We start from the raw sequence: 16,138 nt of genomic DNA on the forward strand, positions 1-16,138 counted from the left end.
GCGGGGTGCTGTGGTTTAGGCGCTGATAGCGGCTGCACCGGAGACGATTTCTGACAACTCTTTGGTGATGGCGGCCTGGCGGGTCTTGTTATAGACCAGCTTGAGTTCCCCAATCACATTGCCAGCGTTGTCTGTGGCCGCCTTCATGGCCACCATGCGGGCGGCATGTTCTGAAGCCATGTTTTCGGCAACAGCCTGAAACACCAGTGCCTCGACATAACGGACCAGCAGGTCGTCAATCACGGTCTGTGCGTCTGGCTCGTAAATGTAGTCCCAGCCGTGCTTGGAACCAGTGACGGCCTCGCTTGCGCGGGCTTCTTCCTGCATCTGTACAGCCGACAGCGGCAACAGTTGTTCCATCACCACTTCCTGTTTCATCGTGTTGATGAAACGGGTGTAAGAGAGGTAAACCGCATTCACTTCGCCCTTGGCATAGGCATCGAGCAACACCTTGACCGGACCAATCATCCGCTCCAGGTGTGGACGGTCACCCAACTGGGTCACATGCGCCACAACTTTTGCACCGATGCGGTTGAGGAACCCCAAGCCCTTGTTACCGATAGCCACGGCATGCGTGGTCATGCCTTCGGCTTGAACGTCACGCAACTTGTGGGTCACGCCGCGCAACACATTGGTATTGAGACCGCCGCACAAGCCCTTGTCCGTGGTGACCACGATCATGCCCACAACTTTTGCGTTGTTGGGTTTCATGAACGCGTGCACGTACTCGGGGTTAGCCTGGCCCAGATGGGCCGCGATGTTGCGCACTTTGTCGGCATACGGCCGGGCGGCGCGCATGCGTTCTTGAGCTTTACGCATTTTGGAGACGGAAATCATCTCCATGGCCTTGGTGATCTTCTTCGTGCTTTCGAAGTTTTTGATCTTGCCGCGTATTTCCTTGCCAGTTGCCATATCAGTCTCCTTGTCTGTTACGAGGTGACCTTAAGCAAACGTCTTTTTGAAGGCGGCAACGGCGGTGTTCAACTCGGCCTCGGCATCCTTGTCCATGGCGCGGGCTGCTTCCAGCTTGGCCAACAGCGCAGCGTGCTTGTCTTTCAGATAGCCGTGCAAGCCGTGCTCGAAAGCCAAGACCTTGTTCACAGCGATGTCATCCAGGAAACCCTTGTTGACAGCGAACAGTGTGGCGCCCATCAACGAGATGGGTTGCGGGCTGTACTGGGCTTGCTTGAGCAATTCAGTAACGCGGGCACCGCGGTCAAGTTGTTTGCGGGTAGATTCGTCGAGGTCAGACGCGAATTGCGCGAAAGCAGCCAATTCACGGTACTGGGCCAAGTCGGTACGGATGCCACCAGACAGGTTTTTGATCAGTTTGGTTTGTGCTGCACCACCCACGCGGGACACCGAAATACCGGCGTTGATCGCAGGGCGAATACCGGCATTGAACAAGCTGGTTTCCAAAAAGATCTGACCGTCAGTGATCGAAATCACGTTGGTTGGCACGAAAGCAGACACGTCGCCAGCTTGTGTTTCGATGATAGGCAAAGCTGTCAAAGAACCGGTTTTGCCTTTGACTTCACCTTTGGTAAAGTCTTCAACATACTTGGCATTCACGCGGGCAGCGCGTTCCAACAAGCGGCTGTGGAGATAAAACACATCGCCAGGATAGGCTTCGCGGCCTGGTGGGCGACGCAGCAACAAGGACACCTGACGGTAGGCAACGGCTTGTTTGGACAGATCGTCATAAACGATCAGGGCGTCTTCGCCGCGGTCGCGGAAATACTCACCCATCGTGCAACCAGAATACGCGCTTACATATTGCATAGCGGCAGATTCGGAGGCTGTAGCGGCAACCACAATGGTGTATTCCATAGCGCCGGCTTGTTCCAAAGAGCGCACCACGTTTTTAACGCTGGAAGCTTTTTGACCGATTGCCACGTAAACGCAGGTGACGTTTTGACCTTTTTGGTTAATGATCGCGTCAATTGCAACGGCAGTCTTGCCGGTTTGACGATCACCAATGATCAATTCGCGCTGACCACGACCCACAGGCACCATTGAGTCAATCGACTTCAGACCGGTTTGCATGGGTTGATCCACTGATTGACGAGCGATCACACCCGGTGCGACCTTTTCGATCACGTCAGTCAGTTTGGCGTTGATTGGGCCTTTGCCATCAATTGGCTGACCCAGTGCATTCACGACACGACCCTTCAACTCGGGGCCAACGGGTACTTCAAGAATACGACCCGTACATTTGACGGTATCGCCTTCGGAAATGTGCTCATAGGCGCCCAAAATAACGGAACCCACAGAGTCACGTTCGAGGTTCAGTGCCAAGCCGTAGCTGGGCTGACCGTCAGCGTCTGCTGGGAATTCGAGCATTTCGCCTTGCATCACGTCTGAGAGGCCGTGAATGCGGACGATGCCGTCGGTCACGGACACCACGGTGCCTTGGTTACGGATGTCGGTATTGCCGGACAGGCCTTCAATACGGCTCTTGATCAGTTCAGAAATCTCTGCGGGATTGAGTTGCATGACTCTTTCCTTCTTTCGTTAATAGGGCCTGGCAACCTGGGGCTTGCGCCTCAAGCTGTCAATGCCATTTTCATTTGTTCAAGACGGGCTTTGACAGAAGTGTCAAGAACCTCATCACCCACCACCACACGAACGCCACCGATGAGTTCGGGTTGCAATTCGACAGATACATTGAGCTTGCGCGCGAAGCGCTTCTCAAGTGCAGCTGTCAAATCGGCTAACGCCCCGTTGTCGATGGCAAACGCGCTGTAAATCACGGCATCGCTTGAACCGCTGCTGACATTCGCCAAAGCACGAAACTGCGTGGCAATTTCGGGCAGGAAAGCCAGACGGTTGTTGGCGATCACGGTGCGCAGAAAGTTTTGCGCATGGTTGTCCAGTGCAGACTTCATGACACCGGTAATCACCGCATACACCTGGTCGGCGCTTGCCTTGGGGCTGTCAGCAAACTGTAGCAATTGAGCCTGACCAGCGACGCTGGCCAATTCATCAAGCCAAGTCAGAACAGCTTTTGGGTCAGATGCGCTAGCCTTGAACAAAGCCTCAGCGTAAGGACGGGCAATAGTGGCGAGTTCAGCCATGTTGTTCTCTTAAAGCTCGGTCTTCAAACGGGAGAGCAAATCAGCATGAACGCCAGCATTGACTTCCTTGCGGAGAATCTGCTCAGCGCCTTTGACTGCCAGTGCGGCGACCTGCTCACGCAGGGTCTCACGCGCCTTGACGGTTTGCTGTTCGGCTTCGACCTTGGCGGCTGCAACAATTTTGTTGCCTTCGTCCATGGCTTTGGCCTTTGCTTCCTCAATGATGGTCAGGGCACGACGCTCGGCGTCAGCCAGGCGTGCAGTGGTTTCAGTGCGTGACTTGGCCAGCTCGACTTCCACGCGCTTGTTGGCGCTTGAGAGTTCAGTTTTGGCTTTGTCAGCAGCGGCCAGACCGTCTGCGATTTTCTGTGCGCGTTCGTCAAGTGCCTTTGCAATCGGTGGCCATACGAATTTCATCGTAAAGATCACCAACATGAAAAACACTGCGAGTTGCGCGAAGAATGTTGCGTTAATACTCACAACGACCCCTCTCTAGTTAATGAAAGGCGAAGGGAATTATTTCAGTACGAACGGGTTGGCAAACGCAAACATCATCGCGATACCAACACCGATCAGGAACGCAGCGTCGATCAGACCAGCCAGCAAGAACATTTTGGTTTGCAATTCATTCATCAGCTCTGGCTGACGAGCGGCTGCTTCAAGGTATTTGCTACCCATGATGCCAATACCGATACAGGCACCAACAGCACCCAGACCAATGATCAAACCAGCGGCCAGCGCCACAAAACGAAGCACGTTTTCCATTTAAAAGCTCCTATGGATTCAAGTTGAAAAGAAAAAAAGAAAAGAGAAACCGACTGACAAACTGTTAGTGATGGTCATGGGCTTGGCCCACGTACACCAGAGTCAACATCATGAAAATGAAGGCTTGCAAGGCAACAATCAGAATGTGAAAGATTGCCCAACCAGTACCCGCCACCACATGACCCAACCACAACGCTACGCCAGTGGCTGAGCCAAACCCAACCGCACCCATGAGCGCAATCAGCATGAACACCAACTCACCCGCGTACATATTGCCAAACAACCGCATGCCATGCGATACCGTTTTGGCTGTGAATTCAATCAGTTGCATGCTGAAGTTCAACACACCCAGAATCAAGGCAAACAAAGGATTTTTGCTGGTACCGAAAGGTGCGGTAACCAATTCATGCACCCAACCGCCAGCGCCCTTAATCTTGATGTTGTAGTAAAGGCACACCAGTAACACCGAAGTTGACATGGCCAAAGTTGTCGACAAGTCAGCGGTGGGGACCACACGCATGTAGGCATGTGCAGGGTCGTGGCCAGCTGCGCCGTAAATCATTTGCCAGATCAAGGGGATCAAATCAACAGGCAAAAAGTCCATCGAGTTCAATAAAAACACCCAGACAAATACCGTCAAAGCCAACGGGCCGACAAACTTGCGTGATTCGGCGTTGTGGATGATGCCCTTGGCCTGGGTGTCAACCATCTCAAGCAGGATTTCAACCGCGGCCTGCATGCGTCCGGGAACGCCAGCTGTGACGGTTTTGGCGACGCGCCACATGACAAAAAGACCGACACAGCCCAGCAGGACTGACCAGAAAATTGAATCGAGGTTGAAGACGGAAAAGTCGATGACCCCGGATTGCTTGCCGGTTTGCAAATGTTGCAAATGGTGGCCAATGTACTCTCCAGCGGTCAGTGCGGGTTGCGCAGCGTGTTCTTCAGCAGCCATCAGTTACTCTTTATCAGTTACTTTTGCCGTTAGGCAATCGTTGGATGTTTACTACTGCACCGGGTTGGTCTTGCGTTTGAACGCCAGCGCCAGCCAGTACACCTTAAGGGTGAGAATCAGACCGACCAGCATGGCTGGCCAACTCAAATCCTTCACCAGACGATGGGCTGCAAATAACACCCCCACCGTCACCACAATCTTCACCAGCTCCCATACAAAGAAGCTCACCACCGCCATGCCCGGGTTGGCCGCGGCAAACTGACTGGTCAGGCCCCGCGCAAACAATGCCGCAGGAATCACAACCGCCACCGCGCCGCAGGCCACCGACCTGGCAATCGCCTCACCGAAAATTACCCAAGCAATCAAACTGGCCAGCACACCCACCAGAACCTGACCCAACACAACCCACCAAGGTGAAACTGAGGGATTGGCCTTTGCCAGCGCCTGCGCTTGCAATCGGGTCAATGGTACAAAATCAGGCGGGTCACTTTCAAACCCGGAATCCTGCGCCTCTGAAGGTGGTATTGTCACCATTTACATTACGCTTACTTTACAGTTAGCCCGAGTTAGATTAGCCTTCCATTATACGGAGAAACCAGCTGCAAACCTCGCTGGCCAAGCCATCATGTCAGATCAAATCCCACACTCACCCTTTGTGGCAAGCGCCAGCGAGGCGCCTTCGCTCATCATTTATCCCTGTGCGTTCCCCATCAAGGTCATGGGCAACAAGGTAGAGGGGTTGGTGCATGCCATCACCCACATTGCAGGGCAATTTGACCCTGGGTTTGACGCCACCACCATTGAATTGCGCGAAAGCAAGGGTGGCAAGTATTTAGGGGTGACCATCACGGTCAACGCCACGAGCCGCGAGCAGCTGGATGAAATCTACCGCACCTTGTCGACGCATCCGATGGTGAAGGTGGTGTTGTAGACATGGCCTTGCAGGCACACCATCTGGGTCAGGTAGCCTACGAGCCCACCTACGTGGCGATGCAGGCGTTCACCGCGACACGTACCGAGAACACACCCGATGAACTTTGGATTTGTGAGCACACCCCGGTCTATACACAGGGGCTAGCTGGAAAAACTGAGCACATATTCAACCCTGGCAATATTCCCGTGGTGCAAACCAACCGGGGTGGCCAGGTGACTCACCACGGTCCTGGGCAGGTGGTGGCTTATCCGCTGATTGACCTGAAGCGGGCCGGCTATTTCGTCAAGGAATACGTCTACCGCATTGAAGAAGCGGTGATTCGCACGCTGATGCACTTTGGCGTGACGGGTCACCGGGTGGCGGGCGCGCCAGGCATTTACGTGCGCCTGGATGACCCGGCCAGCCATGCGCTGCTACCACAAAGGCCGCAAAAGACTGTTCATATCGCGCCAGAATTGGCGTCAATGCCGCTGTGCTCCGAGGCGATGGCTGTGCAAGAAAGGTCCGGGGAGAACCCGGCCGCGCAGCGCAATGGCTCTGACATCAAGCTTTCTGAGTTAAAGCCTCACGCCAGCACCCCCAACTTCACCGGCCTCGGAAAAATCGCCGCCTTGGGCATCAAGGTCAGCCGCAACTGCACCTACCACGGCGTGGCACTCAATGTGGCGATGGACCTGGAGCCCTACTCGCGTATCAACCCCTGCGGCTACTCGGGGCTGCAAACGGTAGACCTTTCTACAATCGGCGTCCACGCCAGCTGGCAAGAAGTGGCCGAGCTGTTCAGCCAGAAACTCACCACCTATTTAACCCCCTGAAGCCTCTTGGTGGACGCCAGCCGCCAACACCGATTGACATTGGGTGACCTCAAGGCATTGACGCAAACCTTTGGCAGAGTAAATTTTCATTTGAAACCACGGCACACCCCATGAACACCCCAACCACCGCCAACCCTTCTGCCAACCCCACTGTGCGCGAAGCCCAGTCGCAAGAAGACTACAACCCGCTGGCCAAACAAAAATCTGCCGCCAAGCTGTCGCGCATTCCAGTCAAGGTGGTGCAGGGCGAGATCTTGCGCAAGCCTGATTGGATTCGCGTCAAGGCCGGCTCACCGACCACGCGGTTTTATGAAATCAAGGACGTGCTGCGTGCCAACAAACTGGTGACCGTGTGCGAAGAAGCCAGTTGCCCCAACATTGGTGAATGTTTTGGCAAGGGCACCGCCACCTTCATGATCATGGGTGACAAGTGCACCCGGCGCTGTCCGTTTTGCGACGTGGGCCATGGCCGCCCCGACCCGCTGGATGTCAACGAACCGGAGAACCTGGCCAACACCATTGCCCAGCTCAAGCTCAAATACGTGGTGATCACCAGCGTTGACCGTGATGACTTGCGCGACGGCGGGGCCGCGCATTTTGTCGCTTGCATCGAGCAGATTCGCGCCAAATCGCCGCAAACGCAGATCGAGGTGCTTGTGCCCGACTTTCGGGGCCGCGACGACCGCGCGCTTGAGATTCTGAAGGCCGCTCCGCCCGACGTGATGAACCACAACCTGGAAACCATTCCCCGCCTGTACAAAGAAGCCCGCCCGGGCTCAGATTACCAATTCAGCCTGAACCTGCTGAAAAAATTCAAGGCGCTGCACCCGGATGTGCCCACCAAAAGTGGCCTGATGGTGGGCCTGGGAGAGACCGACGACGAGATTCTGACGGTCATGCAAGACATGCGCGACCACGGCATCAACATGCTCACCATCGGCCAATATTTGGCTCCGTCTACCTCTCACCTGACGGTCAAGCGGTATGTGCACCCGGACGTGTTCAAGATGTTTGAGGCCAAGGCCTACGAGATGGGTTTCAGCCACGCCGCTGTGGGCGCCATGGTGCGCAGCAGTTACCACGCTGACCAGCAAGCCGGCCATGCCATGGGGCATGTCGCGCCAGTCAACCCGAGTGCTCTTTGATAGCTATTTAATATATAGCTAGTTGCGCTTTATTCATAAGGTCTAGAGGCCTATTTCATGCAAAATTATTGGCAAGCGCCAGGGCTTTGGCTGGATTTGGCGTCGCTGGTGCAACAGTGTGACGCCGCCGTTTACGCCCGTGGACTGGACCTTTACCGCAGCCAGAAGGTGCTTGATCTCGCCATTGAACCGCTGAAAGATGTGTGGTTGCTCACCGGCCAGGTGCAAGGCACGGCGCGCTACCCGTACAAAGTTTCGGTTGAAGTCAGCCGCAGCCCGCAAGGCCGTGTGCTGGACTGGGACAGCGACTGCACGTGCCCGGTGGGTTACCAGTGCAAACATGCCATTGCCCTGATGGTCAAAGCCGCCTACAAAGGCCAGCAGGTGCTGGGCGAGGGCACCAGCGCCTTCAAGCCGCAAACCGAAAAAGAACTGAAAGCACAAGCCCAGGCCGACCTGGCCAAGCGCCAAGCCGCCGCCCAGCTGGAAGCCGAAAACCAGGTGCTGCGCTGGCTTGGTGAGCTGGAGCGCGGCGGCCCCAAGGCCCAGGTGCCCGCTTCGGCTGCAGACCGCAACGCCAAGCCCGAGCGTCATGAACAGTTTTTGTACCTGCTGGGCGTCACTGCGCCAACCGGCCCCAACCCCTTGCTGACGCTGGAGATGGTGGTGTCTTACCCCAAGGTCACGGGCGGCTGGGCCAAGGCCAAGCCAGTCAAGTTTCAGCCCGAACGCGGTCAGGCCGTGTACGACCTGGCCAGCGAGGTGGACCACGACGTGTTGCAACTCATGCGCACCATGCCCGGCGCGTCCAGCAGCTACTTTTACAACTACGGCGTCAAGTCAAGGGTCACGGTAGACGGCAAATACGGCCTGCAGGCGCTGGAGCAAGCGGCCAGCACCGGGCGGCTGTTTGTTGGCGACAACAAAGGCCAGCCGGTGCTGCCGGCCAAGTGGGGCCCGCCGCTGGAGGTGCGCTGGCAATGGCATGAAGTGACCCAGCTGTCTGGCGATGACAGCAACTGGGTGCTGCGCCCGCTGCTCGACACCGCGCAGGCCCGCTTGTGCATGAACAATCCGCCGCTCTACCTCGACAGCCAGCACGGCGTGTGTGGTGTGGCAAGGGTGCAAGGCATGAGCCTGGGCCAGGTGGCGGTGCTGCTGAAAAGCCCACCTTTGCGGGCCTCGGCGCTTAAAAAACACCAGGCCGCCTTGGTTGAGCGGCTTGGTCCGCTGCCCTTGCCGCCAGTGCTGGAGCAGCTTAAAACCCTCAGCGGCATCACGCCCAAGGCCCGACTGCGCCTGGCGCCTGTGCACCCAGCCGATGTGACCAGTGATGGCCTGATGCAGGCCACGCTGCGTTTTGACTACGCCGGCCACACCGGTTGGTGGGTGGGTCAAGGCACCACGGTGATGATTGACGATGGCAAAACCCGCTGCCTGCTGCACCGCGACCCGCAAGCCGAGCTTGAAGCCATCACCCATTTGATGGATTTGGGCTTGTCCGCCCGAAACAATGGCGTGTTTGGCATCGCTGGCAGCGAGCCGCAACAAGCCTGGCTGCGGTGGGCTGATGAGGGTTATGCGCCGTTTCGCCGTGCCGGCTTTGATGTGACGCTGGACGATGCGCTGAAAGACTGGATCCAGCATGGCGATGCCCTGCACGTGAACCTGCAGGCGCAGGGTGACGACGAGGCCACCTCGCCCTGGTTTGACCTGAGCTTGGGATTAGAGATTAACGGCGAACGCCACAACATCCTGCCCTGGCTGCCAGAGCTCATCAAGACCGCTGCCACCAGCCCGCGCGATGCCAGCACCGGCGAGCCCGAGCTGCCGCCCTACATCTACCTGCCTCAACCCGGTGGCGGCTTTGTTCGCCTGCCCACCGACAACCTGAAACCCTGGCTGGGCGCACTGCTCGAATTGGTGGGTGACCGCGCCCATGACTTCACGGGCGAAAGCCTGAAACTTTCGCGCCTGGACGCCATGCGCACCACCGCCTCGCTGGGCGAAGGCGCGGTCTGGCAGGGTGCGCAACACTTGCGCGACGTGGTCAAAAAACTCAGCGGCCGCGCCGAACTGCCCGACGTGCCGCTACCCAAGAGCGTCAAAGCCGAGCTGCGCCCCTACCAGCAGCAAGGTGTGAACTGGCTGCAGTTTTTGCGCGAAGCCGGTCTGGCCGGCATCCTGGCCGACGACATGGGCCTGGGCAAAACGCTGCAAACCTTGGCCCACATCCAGATCGAAAAAGACGCCGGCCGCCTGACGCACCCGGCGCTGATCATTGCGCCGGTGAGCCTGATGGGCAACTGGCGGCGCGAGGCCGAGCGCTTTTGCCCCGAACTGCGCACACTGGTCATACACGGCGCTGACCGGCATGAGGTGACAGGCAGCACGCACGACCACGACATCGTCATCGCGCCGTATTCGTTGCTGCCGCGCGACCGCGAAGGCTGGCTGCAAGGCCAATGGCACTTGGTGGTGCTGGACGAGGCGCAAAACATCAAAAACGCCAACACCCACGCCGCCGAAGTGGTGGGCCAGCTCAACACCCGCCACCGCCTGTGCCTGTCCGGCACGCCGATGGAAAACAACCTGGGTGAAATCTGGAGCCTGTTCCACTTTTTGATGCCGGGTTTTCTGGGCAGCCAAAAGCGCTTTACCGAACTGTTTCGCAACCCCATCGAAAAGCAAGGTGACCCCGAAGCGCTGCGCCAGTTGCGCGCCCGCGTGACACCGTTCATGCTGCGCCGCACCAAGGCGCTGGTGGCGCATGAGCTGCCGCCCAAGGTCGAAACCGTGATGCGCGTCGAGCTCTCAGGCAAGCAAGCCGACCTGTACGAAACCATTCGTTTGGGCATGGAAAAAACTGTGCGCGAGGCCCTCAACACCAAAGGCCTTGCCAAGTCGCAAATCACCATTCTGGATGCACTCCTGAAGCTGCGCCAGGTCTGCTGCGACCCGCATTTGCTCAAAATTGCGGCGGCGCAAAAGGTCAAAACCTCCGCCAAGCTTGACCAGCTGATGGAACTGCTGCCCGAGATGTTGGCAGAGGGGCGGCGCATTTTGCTGTTTTCGCAGTTCACCAGCATGCTCACGCTGATTGAGGCCGAGCTGAAAAAACGTGACCTCAAATGGGTCAAGCTCACCGGCCAAAGCCAGAAGCGCGACGAGATCATTGACCAGTTCACCAGCGGCCAGGTGCCCTTGTTTTTGATTAGCCTGAAAGCTGGCGGCACCGGGCTGAATCTGCCGCAAGCCGACACCGTGATCCACTACGACCCGTGGTGGAACCCGGCAGTAGAAGCCCAGGCCACCGACCGCGCCCACCGCATCGGCCAAACCCAAAGTGTCTGGGTGGTGAAGCTGGTGGCGCAAGGCACCATTGAGGAGCGCATTCTGGCGCTGCAAGAGCGCAAAGCGGCACTGGCCGAGAGCATGTACAGCGGCTCGGTGGGGCGCAAGCAGCCGCTGTTTTCTGAAAGCGATTTGCAGGAGTTGCTTAAACCGCTCTCAAAATAAGAGCTTTATGCGCTTATTAGACAAGGGTTATAGGCTTGTTTTACTTAAAGTTTGAAAGACCGCCGTAGAAGTGACCGGAGCTTGTTGAAGCAGCTGACAGTTCGTCCGGGTGAAAACAATGGTTGACCACCATGGATGCCGGTTACAAGAAGTACTGTTCTGCGAAGCGATACCAACTCATACGTTTACTTCACTTTGTTTTGTGAATCAGTTGATGAACACAAACCGCCCTAAAACGGCGGTTCTTAAGTATCTTTCTAGATTGTCAACAAAACGACGGTTTCATCGACACTGATTTCACAGTGAATTTGTCACTGGTCGGTCAGCAATAGACCCGTTGCCGAAATTCGTCTTGTTAATCTACCTTCCAGATAGCCGACATTTGCTGCTCAAGTTTTCCACTCGTTTGGACGGGCACTGTGACCTTGCTAAAACAGTCAGGGATCGAAAAATTGATCGCTTTGGCGCAAGGCTAACCAACGAGAAATTCAAACGGTGGCCAGCCCAATGCGTTAATGATGGAAAAACCATAGAGTCGCTCTGGCAGTAAACGCTGCAGTAACAACTTGTCGCTCACATTGCCCGTGATGGCAAACTCGGATTGTCGTGTGTCACGGCGCAATAATCGGGGGACCGGACGGCCAGCCGGGTCAGTAATGGAGGCCACAATTGGCGCCTTTGTATCGGCGGTGCGCTCAACCACAATGCCCAGTTCACCAGAGGCCATCTGCACAAAATCACCCGGCGGATAAATGCCCAGGGTTTTGATCAAGGCCATCGACATGGGCCCCCCATTGTCATGACGATAAATTTGCGAAATACCTTCATGAACTGACAGTGCCGCACGAAAGGTTCTTGGGCTGATCTTGGCGGTAAAGATATCGGCAAACTGCAAGACGGTTGCGATTTCACACACCTCTTTGCACCCCGTCGGGTAACCATTCCCGCTTATATGTTCATGGTGTTGTTCGACTGCTGCCAACCAGTTGACATCGGTGACACCAAGCTCTTTAAGAAGTGACACAGTCTTTCGTGGATGGCTAAAAATCTCGGCGCGCTGATCTATTTCCACCGGGCCAGCTTGGCCGGCCATCTCCCCCTGCAACTTCATGATGGTCATATTCATGGTGAGTGCGGCATTGACCAAGCTCATCATCAGATCCGTTGGCCAATCAAAGTGACGCGACAGCAAGATGCACAACACAGCGGTATGCACTGCATGCGTATAGCCGTAATGGGAAGCCTGATAACGCTCTTGCCTAACGATACGATAAATGCTGAAATCCGAATTCTGATCGTGCAGTGACAGAATGTGCTCGGCGACATTTGCTACTTGCGCCGCAAAATCATATTTCGTTTCCGGGTGCTTTAAAAGTGTCTGTAGAAGACCTGATATTTTCTCCCACTTTTGAAGCAGACCGACGGGCGCAGCGCTTTGCAGGGGCTGGGCAAACAAAACATTTTCTAGGCCCTCTTCTGGAAGACTTGCATCTACATAGGCACCATGGCTCAGCAATTTTTTAAGCTGCAGATCGGTGTGAAGGACCCCCATTTTGGAGATTAGCAACTTTCCCTTCACGTCGTAAATATTCCTCTTCAAGGGGATACCGATATGGATGTGTGATCGCAGTAATATTTTTAAATCCATAACAAATTTCACCCCCCGTGATTGGGTGCACGGGCATCTCGCATCGAACAGCTCATGGTCAAGGCTTGATTCAAAGGGCAACAGGCATTAGATCAAGGCCAATCGCCGGGTTTCCCACTCGCCCTGCCAAGCCGCCAATTGTTCAAGGGGCATCGGTCGGGCAATGAAATAGCCTTGGGCCAGGTCGCAGCCAGCGTTGCGCAACCAGTGCCACAGGGCTTGGTTCTCAACGCCTTCGGCCAGGACCTTCATGCCCAACTGGCAGCCCAACGCTATAGAACTCTCGACGATCAGGCGCGAGGCGACGTCGGTCTCGGCAGCACGCACAAAGATCAAATCGATTTTGAGTTCGTTAAATGGCAAATGTTGCAGGTTCTCCAGCGACGAATGCCCTGTGCCAAAGTCGTCAATCGACAATGCAAAGCCCTTGAGTCGCAAGCGGGTCAGGATCTCAATCGCCTTGGCCGGGTCGGCTGGAACCGAGGTCTCGGTCACCTCGAACATGATTTTTTCGGCCTTGCAGCCCACTTGATTGACGGCGGCCTCCACGGCCTCAGGAAACGTCAGGTCGGACATGGCGATCGGTGGCAGGTTGATGGACAAGGTGCCGGTAAATTTTAGGGTGCCGCAACCTCGCGAGCATTGCTGCAGGGCCATGGCAATCACTTTGCGGGTGAGCGGCAGGGCCAGTCCGCTGGATTCAGCCAGCGCAATGAAGGCATCTGGGTACAGCAGTCCGTGCTGCGGGTGCTGCCAGCGCACCAGCGCCTCCACCCCCACCCAGGCGCCATCGGTCAACCTGACTTGTGGCTGGTAATGCAACAGCAGTTCATTGTTCTCAATGCCGCGTGCCAGGTCCGCCTGGCTGATCTCGTGCTGCACCCGCGGTGTGGCGACCCGTAATTCGGGCGCTTGCAGCAGGGCCAATAAACTCTCGGCCCGAATCGGCTTGGTCAAAATGCCAGCGACACGCACATCCTGCAACTCTGCCAACAGTTTGGCCGACTGGAGCATGGCGGCGCCGTGGCCGCTCACTATCACCAGTCGCCCAGTAAAGCGGGCGGCGGCCAGTTGGCGAATCACCTCAATGCCATCCATGTGCGCCATGGCAATGTCCAACACCAGCAACACTGGCTGAGCCGCCAGCAAGGTGGCCAACTCGCGCCCGTCGTGGGCCATCAGGGTGTGATAGCCCGCTGCCTGCGCAACTTCGCTCATAAAAACACACAAGGCGACATCATCATCCAGGAGCGCAACGTAAGGGCGGGTGATCATGATGTTTCTTTCGATTTTTGATCCAAGGCTTGGCGTGCCAGAGTGGCCAATGTCGGTTGCCGAAACGGCTTTTCAAGAATGGCGCCGCTGGGGCGGCTGCGGCCCCGGTCTGCCACATCGGCGAAGCCTGAGATATAGAGCAGCGCCAACGCCGGTTGGACGGCGCGGGCCGCGCGGGCCAACTCAAAACCATTCATGCCGGGCATGATGACATCCGTCACCATCAGGGCGTAGGGTCGGCCCGACGTTAGGCTGTCTTGCAAAGCAGCTAGGGCAGAAGCTGGTGTGGCACAAGGTGTCACCTCATAGCCCAATGCCTTGAGCCAAGTGGCGGTGACGGCCAGCAGCTCAATTTCGTCATCCACCACCAGCACCCGTTTGTCGCCGCGGGGCATGGTTTCAGTAGATTCTTCGTCTGCAGTCCACGTCGCCGTGCCAACGCCGGATGACGGCGTCGCTATCGGCAACATCAGTCGCAGCGTGGTACCAAAGCCGGGTTCGCTGTAAATCGTCAGGTCGCCGCCAAATTGTTTGACAAACCCATGCGCCATCGACAGCCCCAGGCCCGTGCCCCGGCCACGCTCCTTAGTGGTAAAAAACGGGTCCATCGCACGCGCAAGCACCTCGGGGCGCATGCCGCTTCCGGTGTCGCTTACGCTCAGTTCGGCGTAATGGCCGGGTTTCAATGTGGTGCCGACTCCATCCACATGAATCGTGCACAGCTTGGTCACCAAGGTGAGGTGGCCGCCGTCGGGCATGGCGTCGCGGGCGTTGAGTACCAGGTTCAACACGGTGCTGGCCAGCCCGCCGGGGTCGACTTCCACCACCGGGTTACCGTCCAGCATCAACGTCACTTCAATGGCGTTGCCGGCGGTATGCTTCAGCAGTGGCAACAGCTCATTAAGTCGGCCACTCAAGTCCACCGCTTCCGAGTTTATGGACTGGGATCGGGCCACCGCCAGCAAGGCGCGTGTCAGGTCGGCCCCTCGCAACGCGGCGGTTAGGGCTGTGTTCAGTTTGGCCTGCGCTGGTTCGTTATTCCCCAGTAGGCTGGCCAGCAGGTCCAGGTTGCCGATGATGACGCCCAGCATGTTGTTGAAGTCGTGTGCCAGACCACCAGTGAGCTGCCCAATGGCATCCATCTTTTGCGATTGCGCCAGCTGGAACTCGGACTTGCGTCGGGCCGAGATGTCTTCGGCCACCGACAGCAGGACGGTCCGGCCGTTGAACTCCACGTTGCACCCGCGCACTTGCACCGGCACGCGGCTGCCATCGGGGCGCACGTATTCCTTTTCATAGGGGCCGTAACTCCCAGTCGCCAGCAAGGCGAGCGCTTGCGAGGTAAGCCGCGCCTCGAACTCGGTGGGCGCAATTTGTTGGTTGCTCAATCCTTTGAGTTGATCAAGCGGTCGTCCCAACAGGGCCAGAAAGGCCGGGTTGGCGTCAATAAAGTCACCTTGCAGGGTGCGCAAGGCGACCCCGATGGGCAGTTGCTCCAGCAGTTGTTTGATGAACTCAGCCTCTTCCCGGTGCGTCGCGTTCGATGCTTGTAATAGTTTCTCCTGCACTTCACGCCGGCCTTGAAAGTACAGCAGCGTGCCTGCCAGCGACAAGCTAAAGGACAGGATCAGCCATCCATCCCAGTGGATCGGTATCACGGTGGCGCTGTTGCTATCGGGTCGCATGATCATCAGGCGCTCGCGGTCAGCAACTTTGAAAGTGCGTTCGGCGTAACGCCCCTGGCGCAACTGGTTTGGTTTGATGTTGAGTACCGGCAGTGTTGGTTTTGAGGATACGGGCGACGACCATGCCAGCAGTTGGTACTTCATGCCGTTCGGGTTGGTCGCTTGATCGAAGACAAATAACTCAAGTCCATTGGGTGTTGCCGCCGACCGAAAACTGAGCCACTTTTAGAGGATATGCCGACCCAAAACTGAGCCAGGTGTTTTACTAGCGCTGCCTACTTTTTAGGCAGGAGCAAACAAGGTGATCACCATGGAACTAT

The 16,138-nt window shown here is 56.8% G+C and carries 14 protein-coding genes; 4 read left to right on the forward strand and 10 right to left on the reverse strand.

The window, feature by feature from the left end; translation table 11 throughout:
- Positions 1 to 15: 15 nt before the first annotated feature.
- From atpG to PHQ58_RS20350, 7 genes are all read right to left on the reverse strand, one after another.
- A complete protein-coding gene (atpG, locus tag PHQ58_RS20320) occupies positions 16 to 912 on the reverse strand; it encodes a F0F1 ATP synthase subunit gamma (RefSeq protein WP_300114936.1) in 897 nt (298 codons plus the stop codon).
- Between the two features lie 30 nt (positions 913 to 942).
- A complete protein-coding gene (gene atpA / locus PHQ58_RS20325; protein WP_300114939.1) occupies positions 943 to 2,496 on the reverse strand; it encodes a F0F1 ATP synthase subunit alpha in 1,554 nt (517 codons plus the stop codon).
- Between the two features lie 50 nt (positions 2,497 to 2,546).
- The gene (locus PHQ58_RS20330) at positions 2,547 to 3,077 is read right to left on the reverse strand and encodes a F0F1 ATP synthase subunit delta (RefSeq protein WP_300114942.1); all 531 of its coding nucleotides are present in this window, start codon (positions 3,075 to 3,077) and stop codon (positions 2,547 to 2,549) included.
- Between the two features lie 9 nt (positions 3,078 to 3,086).
- A complete protein-coding gene (locus PHQ58_RS20335) occupies positions 3,087 to 3,557 on the reverse strand; it encodes a F0F1 ATP synthase subunit B (RefSeq protein WP_300114945.1) in 471 nt (156 codons plus the stop codon).
- 36 nt (positions 3,558 to 3,593) lie between these two features.
- On the reverse strand, positions 3,594 to 3,842 hold the full coding sequence (gene atpE, locus PHQ58_RS20340; RefSeq protein ID WP_300114948.1) for a F0F1 ATP synthase subunit C: 249 nt from the start codon (positions 3,840 to 3,842) through the stop codon (positions 3,594 to 3,596).
- Between the two features lie 64 nt (positions 3,843 to 3,906).
- Entirely contained in the window at positions 3,907 to 4,797 is an 891-nt protein-coding gene (gene atpB / locus PHQ58_RS20345) for a F0F1 ATP synthase subunit A (protein WP_300114953.1), read from the reverse strand.
- Between the two features lie 51 nt (positions 4,798 to 4,848).
- Positions 4,849 to 5,331, reverse strand: coding sequence for an ATP synthase subunit I (locus PHQ58_RS20350; RefSeq protein ID WP_300114956.1), 483 nt, complete (start codon positions 5,329 to 5,331; stop codon positions 4,849 to 4,851).
- A 91-nt stretch (positions 5,332 to 5,422) separates the two neighbouring features.
- Here PHQ58_RS20350 and PHQ58_RS20355 point away from each other — a divergent pair, with 91 nt between their 5' ends.
- From PHQ58_RS20355 to PHQ58_RS20370, 4 genes are all read left to right on the forward strand, one after another.
- Positions 5,423 to 5,728 carry a DUF493 family protein gene (locus tag PHQ58_RS20355; protein WP_300114959.1) on the forward strand — a complete coding sequence of 102 codons (306 nt, stop codon included), beginning with the start codon at positions 5,423 to 5,425 and terminating at the stop codon, positions 5,726 to 5,728.
- 2 nt (positions 5,729 to 5,730) lie between these two features.
- Positions 5,731 to 6,546, forward strand: a complete 816-nt coding sequence (lipB, locus tag PHQ58_RS20360) for a lipoyl(octanoyl) transferase LipB (protein WP_300114961.1) — start codon at positions 5,731 to 5,733, stop codon at positions 6,544 to 6,546.
- A 110-nt stretch (positions 6,547 to 6,656) separates the two neighbouring features.
- Positions 6,657 to 7,691 carry a lipoyl synthase gene (gene lipA, locus PHQ58_RS20365; RefSeq protein ID WP_300114964.1) on the forward strand — a complete coding sequence of 345 codons (1,035 nt, stop codon included), beginning with the start codon at positions 6,657 to 6,659 and terminating at the stop codon, positions 7,689 to 7,691.
- Between the two features lie 57 nt (positions 7,692 to 7,748).
- Positions 7,749 to 11,210 (forward strand): DEAD/DEAH box helicase, encoded by a 3,462-nt coding sequence (locus PHQ58_RS20370; RefSeq protein ID WP_300114967.1) that lies wholly within the window; start codon positions 7,749 to 7,751, stop codon positions 11,208 to 11,210.
- A 472-nt stretch (positions 11,211 to 11,682) separates the two neighbouring features.
- Here PHQ58_RS20370 and PHQ58_RS20375 read toward each other — a convergent pair whose 3' ends face one another.
- From PHQ58_RS20375 to PHQ58_RS20385, 3 genes are all read right to left on the reverse strand, one after another.
- Positions 11,683 to 12,858: an HD domain-containing phosphohydrolase gene (locus tag PHQ58_RS20375; protein ID WP_300114970.1), complete on the reverse strand. Its 1,176-nt coding sequence runs from the start codon at positions 12,856 to 12,858 to the stop codon at positions 11,683 to 11,685.
- An 87-nt stretch (positions 12,859 to 12,945) separates the two neighbouring features.
- Positions 12,946 to 14,133 (reverse strand): EAL domain-containing response regulator, encoded by a 1,188-nt coding sequence (locus PHQ58_RS20380; protein WP_300114973.1) that lies wholly within the window; start codon positions 14,131 to 14,133, stop codon positions 12,946 to 12,948.
- Positions 14,130 to 15,962: an ATP-binding protein gene (locus PHQ58_RS20385; protein ID WP_300114975.1), complete on the reverse strand. Its 1,833-nt coding sequence runs from the start codon at positions 15,960 to 15,962 to the stop codon at positions 14,130 to 14,132. Before PHQ58_RS20385 ends, PHQ58_RS20380 begins: the two co-directional genes overlap by 4 nt.
- Positions 15,963 to 16,138: the final 176 nt, after the last annotated feature.

Origin of the sequence: Rhodoferax sp. (genome assembly GCF_028688795.1) — a bacterium.
Classification (GTDB): Bacteria; Pseudomonadota; Gammaproteobacteria; order Burkholderiales; family Burkholderiaceae_C; genus Rhodoferax.

Bases quoted from the DNA above. Each gene is read 5' to 3' on its own strand.
- lipA (WP_300114964.1), top strand. From the start codon at position 6,657: ATGAACACCCCAACCACCGCCAACCCTTCTGCCAACCCCACTGTGCGC.
- PHQ58_RS20355 (WP_300114959.1), top strand. From the start codon at position 5,423: ATGTCAGATCAAATCCCACACTCACCCTTTGTGGCAAGCGCCAGCGAG.
- atpB (WP_300114953.1), bottom strand. From the start codon at position 4,797: ATGGCTGCTGAAGAACACGCTGCGCAACCCGCACTGACCGCTGGAGAG.
- PHQ58_RS20380 (WP_300114973.1), bottom strand. From the start codon at position 14,133: ATGATCACCCGCCCTTACGTTGCGCTCCTGGATGATGATGTCGCCTTG.
- PHQ58_RS20375 (WP_300114970.1), bottom strand. From the start codon at position 12,858: ATGGATTTAAAAATATTACTGCGATCACACATCCATATCGGTATCCCC.
- PHQ58_RS20370 (WP_300114967.1), top strand. From the start codon at position 7,749: ATGCAAAATTATTGGCAAGCGCCAGGGCTTTGGCTGGATTTGGCGTCG.
- atpE (WP_300114948.1), bottom strand. From the start codon at position 3,842: ATGGAAAACGTGCTTCGTTTTGTGGCGCTGGCCGCTGGTTTGATCATT.
- atpG (WP_300114936.1), bottom strand. From the start codon at position 912: ATGGCAACTGGCAAGGAAATACGCGGCAAGATCAAAAACTTCGAAAGC.
- PHQ58_RS20385 (WP_300114975.1), bottom strand. From the start codon at position 15,962: ATGAAGTACCAACTGCTGGCATGGTCGTCGCCCGTATCCTCAAAACCA.
- atpA (WP_300114939.1), bottom strand. From the start codon at position 2,496: ATGCAACTCAATCCCGCAGAGATTTCTGAACTGATCAAGAGCCGTATT.
- PHQ58_RS20330 (WP_300114942.1), bottom strand. From the start codon at position 3,077: ATGGCTGAACTCGCCACTATTGCCCGTCCTTACGCTGAGGCTTTGTTC.
- PHQ58_RS20350 (WP_300114956.1), bottom strand. From the start codon at position 5,331: ATGGTGACAATACCACCTTCAGAGGCGCAGGATTCCGGGTTTGAAAGT.
- lipB (WP_300114961.1), top strand. From the start codon at position 5,731: ATGGCCTTGCAGGCACACCATCTGGGTCAGGTAGCCTACGAGCCCACC.